General features: G+C 48.0%; 6 protein-coding genes. 5 read left to right on the forward strand and 1 reads right to left on the reverse strand.

Annotated features, from left to right (window positions below; genetic code table 11):
- Positions 1 to 64 precede the first annotated feature (64 nt).
- Entirely contained in the window at positions 65 to 895 is an 831-nt protein-coding gene (gene aroE / locus J7J01_07690; GenBank protein MCD6210751.1) for a shikimate dehydrogenase, read from the forward strand.
- A 5-nt stretch (positions 896 to 900) separates the two neighbouring features.
- Here the strand turns inward: aroE and J7J01_07695 are convergent, their stop codons facing one another.
- Positions 901 to 2,313 carry a hypothetical protein gene (locus J7J01_07695; GenBank protein MCD6210752.1) on the reverse strand — a complete coding sequence of 471 codons (1,413 nt, stop codon included), beginning with the start codon at positions 2,311 to 2,313 and terminating at the stop codon, positions 901 to 903.
- Between the two features lie 67 nt (positions 2,314 to 2,380).
- On the opposite strand from J7J01_07695, the gene J7J01_07700 reads away from it, so the two are divergent.
- From J7J01_07700 to J7J01_07715, 4 genes are all read left to right on the forward strand, one after another.
- The gene (locus tag J7J01_07700; GenBank protein MCD6210753.1) at positions 2,381 to 2,767 is read left to right on the forward strand and encodes a prefoldin subunit beta; all 387 of its coding nucleotides are present in this window, start codon (positions 2,381 to 2,383) and stop codon (positions 2,765 to 2,767) included.
- Positions 2,768 to 2,884: 117 nt separating this feature from the next.
- Entirely contained in the window at positions 2,885 to 4,393 is a 1,509-nt protein-coding gene (locus J7J01_07705) for an RtcB family protein (GenBank protein ID MCD6210754.1), read from the forward strand.
- Between the two features lie 25 nt (positions 4,394 to 4,418).
- Positions 4,419 to 4,949: an AAA family ATPase gene (locus J7J01_07710; GenBank protein ID MCD6210755.1), complete on the forward strand. Its 531-nt coding sequence runs from the start codon at positions 4,419 to 4,421 to the stop codon at positions 4,947 to 4,949.
- Positions 4,946 to 5,385: hypothetical protein (locus J7J01_07715; GenBank protein ID MCD6210756.1), on the forward strand; the 440-nt coding region annotated here is incomplete at its 3' end. The genes J7J01_07710 and J7J01_07715, both read left to right, overlap by 4 nt.

Here is a 5,385-nt window from a genome sequence, read left to right on the forward strand (position 1 = left end):
CCCCTTTTGCTCTCGCTGATACAAGCTTGTAATCCATGAATATCGCTAATAAGGGAGCTAAGGTATGGTTAAGAAGGTATATGGAGTTATAGGCAATCCGATAGAGCATAGTCTCTCGCCCGTTATGCACAATGCGGCATTTGAGGCTCTGGGACTGGATGCTATTTATCTCGCATTTAGAGTGGCTGAGCATGACCTTGGCGACGCGATAAGGGGCGCAAAGAGTCTGGGCATCGCCGGGCTCAATGTGACTATACCACTGAAGGAGAAGGCACTTGCTTTCGTTGAGGCTGATGATATAGCGAGCCGAATAGGAGCGATAAATACAATAGATTTCACCTCCGGGACTCCCACTGGCTATAATACCGATGGTATAGGTGCATTGACGGTATTGAAGGAGAGAGTAGGAGAAATAAAAGGAAAAGAGGTCTTAATTCTCGGCGCTGGCGGTGCCGCACGTGCTATAGCTTTCTATCTTGATACTGAAGGTGCGAGACTAACGATAGCGAATCGAACAGAAGACAGAGCTGCTATGCTCGCTTCTTCACTCCACAATGCGGATTTTATCAGCCTGAGCGAGGAAGAGCTTAAACGCCATATCAAAGATGCTGATATCCTGATAAACACCACTTCAGTTGGTATGTATCCACGAGCAGATGCAACGTTAGTGAATGCTGGGATGATGCATTCCAGGCTCGTTGTGTTTGATATCGTATATAATCCTGCGGAAACGAAGTTACTGAGAGAAGCGAAGAAGGCGGGTGTGCAAACGATAATCGAAGGAGTGAAGATGCTTGTGTATCAGGGTGCTGCATCGTTCAGGATATGGACAGGCATGGAACCCCCGGTGGAAGTAATGGAGGCTGCAGTTCGAAAAGCTCTATCGCTATCATGACCCTCCTAACCCCTCCTTAACTCCTTCATCCTCTCTACGCTCCGCGCTATGTAATGTGGTGCTCCTACATCCCACCGGTTCCACAGTGCTCCATCTATATGCCTGATACCATCGAGTGAAATTGCCCTCGCATCCTCTATGCTATCGCCGATGCCAACCGTGCATACAGTTCTTGAACCGAGTGCGTAGGTATTGCCATCTGCTTTCAACTCCATAGAGCCCGGATATACTCGCAGGTTATCGCCGTATTCCTCTTTCAAACGATATACACCACTCAAATCCACCTTCCTGTCGCCACTGTAGCTCTCACGGTAACCGCCGTAGTCCATAGGCACCGCATACGTCACGACAGTCGCCTTAGCCTCACATTCCAGCTTCGATGGCGATAGATTACCCTCTATCATGCTAAAACAGAGTTCCACAGGGTCGCTTTTCAGGACAGGCAATACATTCTGAATCTCTGGATCGCCTGGACGACTGTTTATCTCCAGTATCTTCGCTCCTTCTCGCGTATGCATGAAAGCGACATAAAAAGATATTCCCCTCAACTCATCATTATTATTACTGCCATCGCCTCTTAGTGCATTGAATATCTTCTGTACTATTCTCTCTTCCTCTTCTCTATCATGTCTATCCATAAACGGCAGCCAATCCTTAGTATCTTTGTAAGAGCCCATACCCCCTGTATTCTGACCCATATCGGAATCAAAAGCGCGTTTGTAATCCCTCGTATCCGGTACTGGCACGAGATTCCTGCCATCACAGAACACCTGGAAGCTTGACTCTTCGCCTTCCATTTTTTCCTCGATTATCACATCGCTCCCACTCTCAAAAATAGACTTGAAATGCTCGAATAGCTGCTCTCTATTGGTAAAATGGTCTCCCCATACGCCTACTCCTTTTCCTGCGGCGGGTTTATCGGGTTTCACTGCTACCTCCGAGCCCAGTTCGTCTAAGAATTCCCAAATTGCATCCTTTAATGCCGCTTCGCTTCTGTATTCATATTCACCACGATGAAAGATTTTAAATCTGGGATTTGTCTCAGGGCAGCATTCAGCGAGCAGAAGCCGTTGTGAAGCTTTGCTGGCTTCTATTGCGTATCTCTTCGTCGGGCATATCATCGCCACACCCGTATCTTGCTCTACCACGTCCCTAATACCCGCTATTATAGGTCCCTCAGGACAACATATCCCGAAATCTATCCTGTTCTTATTCGCATCTACAAAATCCCGTATCTTAGCTACATCCAGATCCGGGATTACCACATGCTCATCTGCATACCTCAAATTAAATGGGTTACGCTGCCTATCGGTGACATAGAAATGAGTATCGTAATTCTCACTCCTGCTCAGCGCATCTATCACCGCAGAGGCGCGTGAGCCATAAGAGACCACCAGTATTCCTACTCGCTCTACCATTCTACCATGACCATGTCTGTATTTATATTAATAAAACAAAAGTAATAAGAGTAAGAGTGGTGATAAGATGAGTGGAAGTGGTGAAATACCCCCGATGGTGCAGAACCAGATTGCACAGTTGCAGCAGTTGAAACTTCAGTTAGAAGCAGTGAGCAGGCAGAAGGTGCAGGTAGAGGCTTTGCTTCGGGATGCGGAGGCTGCATTGAAGGAGCTGGAGAACCTCGATGATAATTCTGTTATATATCGAACCGTGGGTGAACTGATGATAAAAGTGGCGAAGGTGGATGTGAAAAAGGATTTATCGGAGAAGAAAGAGACCTATGACCTGCGGTTGAAAACTCTGGAGCGACAGGAGGAACGCGTACTGAAGAAATATCAGCAGTTGCAGCAGCAGCTGCAGCAAGCTTTAGGCGCTGCCGGTACTGCGTCTGCACCGACGACGATGGGAGCTTGACGGTGCTGCTTGATGCTTTTTAGCTATTCAGTATAAATTTATAGTATTAGTACTCTATTTATCACATCAATTTTTCAATTCACTGGTAGCGAAGCGTGAGGTGAGGTGTTTTGAAGAATGGAGATTCCGCTGAAGAAGATAAGGGATGATGTATGGGAAGTACCCCAGTCGTATAAGGATTACATGAGGGTACCAGCACGGATATATGCGTCAAAAGAGCTGTTAGAGAAGATGAAGAGTGACCTTACGCTGCAACAGACGATCAATGTCGCTTCACTCCCTGGCATTGTGAAGTACTCAATGGTCATGCCTGATGGACATCAGGGCTATGGTTTCCCTATTGGTGGTGTTGCAGCTACGGACTTTGAGGCGGGTGTTATATCGCCTGGCGGGGTCGGTTATGATATAAACTGCGGAGTGAGGCTCATTCGGACAAATCTAAAGGAGGAAGAGGTCAGACCGCACCTGAAGGAGATACTGGATGGTTTATTTGAGTATATACCGGCAGGGCTTGGACTTTCGGGTAAAGTGACACTGACACCAAGCCAGCTGGATGATGTGCTTCTGGGCGGTTCAGAATGGTGCATAGAGAACGGCTATGGCTGGGATAATGATCTGGAGTGTACAGAAGAGGGCGGGAAATTGGAAGCAGCGAATCCAGCGAAGATAGATGAGAAATCCCGGAAGCGAGGTGCACCGCAGCTCGGCACGCTTGGTTCAGGCAACCACTTCTTGGAGGTAGGGGTGGTAGATGAGATATTTAATGAAGAGCTGGCAAAGGCGTTTGGGCTCGAAGATCCTGGACAGGTGACTGTTTTGATACACACTGGCGGTAGGGGCTTCTCTCATGGCGTTTGCACTTACTATCTCCGTACTTTCGAGCGTGAGATGAAAAAGGATGCCACACTGGCGAAGATACTGAAGCTGGAGCGGGAACTGGCTTGCGCTTACCTGAGCAGCGACACAGGCATGGATTACTTCCAAGCTATGTGCGCCTGCGCAAATTACGCATTCGCGAACCGGCAGCTTGCCACTCACTGGGTGAGAAAAGTCTTTGAAGGCGTGCTGCGGCGGAACGCGGAGGAGATGGAGATACAAGTGGTATATGATATCGCGCATAACATAGCGAAGGAGGAGGAGCATTTTGTGGACGGAAAGAGAATGAAGTTGTGTGTACATCGGAAGGGTGCGACACGAGCGTTCCCGGCAGGCGATGAGCGACTCCCTCATGTCTATCGCACTGTGGGTCAGCCGGTCCTGATCCCCGGTTCAATGGGTACTCGCAGTTTCCTGGCTGTTGGGACAGAACTGGCGATGCAGGAGACTTTTGGCAGTTGTGCTCATGGCTCAGGTCGTGAGCTGAGCAGGACGGCAGCGATGCGGAAATACCGTGGTAGTGAGGTGAAGGAAGAGCTGACCAGGCGCGGTATAATGGTGAAAGCGCGCGAGCGTAGTAAAAGGGATGTAAGAAGGAAGCGGGGCATACCATTTGACCGGTATGGTGAACTTGCGGAAGAGGTCTCAGCAGCTTATAAAGACCCTGAGGTCGTAGTACGGAGCTGTGAAGTCTCGGGTATAGCCACCAAAGTTGTGGCGTTCAGACCGATAGGTGTAATAAAAGGTTAGTTGTTAGTTTGGTTCTCAACCCATCATGCGAATAACAATAAGCGGGCTCCCCGGTAGTGGTACGACGGCGGTAGCGAAGTTATTATCAGAGGAATTATCAATAGAAGTGATCTCTGCTGGTGAGATGTTCAGACGATTAGCAGCAGATAAGAGCCTGCATCTGGAGCAGTTCAGCAGATTGGCAGAGGCTAAAGCTGATTTTGACCGGTGGATAGATGCTAAGCAGGAAGAGGAAGCGATGAAGCGAGAGAATGTGATTGTGGAAGGCAGACTATCGGGTTTCATCATTCGAGATGCGGATCTGAAGATATGGTTGAAGGCGCCAGAGGAGATAAGGGCACGAAGAATCGCTGCACGTGAACACATAACCTACGAAGCTGCCCTATCTGGCATGAGAGTGCGCGAACGCTCCGAACATACACGATACATGAGATATTACGGGATAGACCTGAATGACCTCATGACTTATGACCTGATAATAGATTCTTCACGGTGGAGTGAACGCGACATAGTAGCGATGATAACCATGGCGATGGAGCGTGTGAGAGAGAGGTGACGGGGGAGATAAAATATCTGGGCGAGTGGGCTAAACACACATTTAATTATGCAATTATAGGTATCTTAGTAGGTATCGCTATTGTCTGCTTCTTTTTGAGTTTAGACTTACTATCATCTCTATTTCTAGAATTCCTCACTGGTTATAGTCCACCATCACCGGTGAATGAACCACACTTCTTCAGCTTCAGACCGCTATTTGGGAATGCATTATCTGATTGCGGGTGGTTGTTGATCCTATTAGCTCTAATTCCAGCATTGGGTGGTTTGATTTCTGGTTTGATAAAGTATAAACTCCTGAGGGTGGAGAAACCGGAACTTCATGAGACTGATGTGTTTATAGACGCATTCCATAACGAGAAGGGACTGATAAAAGGAAGAGATGGGCTGGTCAGGGGTGTATGTTCGGTATTAACATTAAGCTCAGGAGGTAGTGC

It is taken from the genome of Methanophagales archaeon (assembly GCA_021159465.1).
GTDB lineage: Archaea > Halobacteriota > Syntropharchaeia > Alkanophagales > Methanospirareceae > G60ANME1.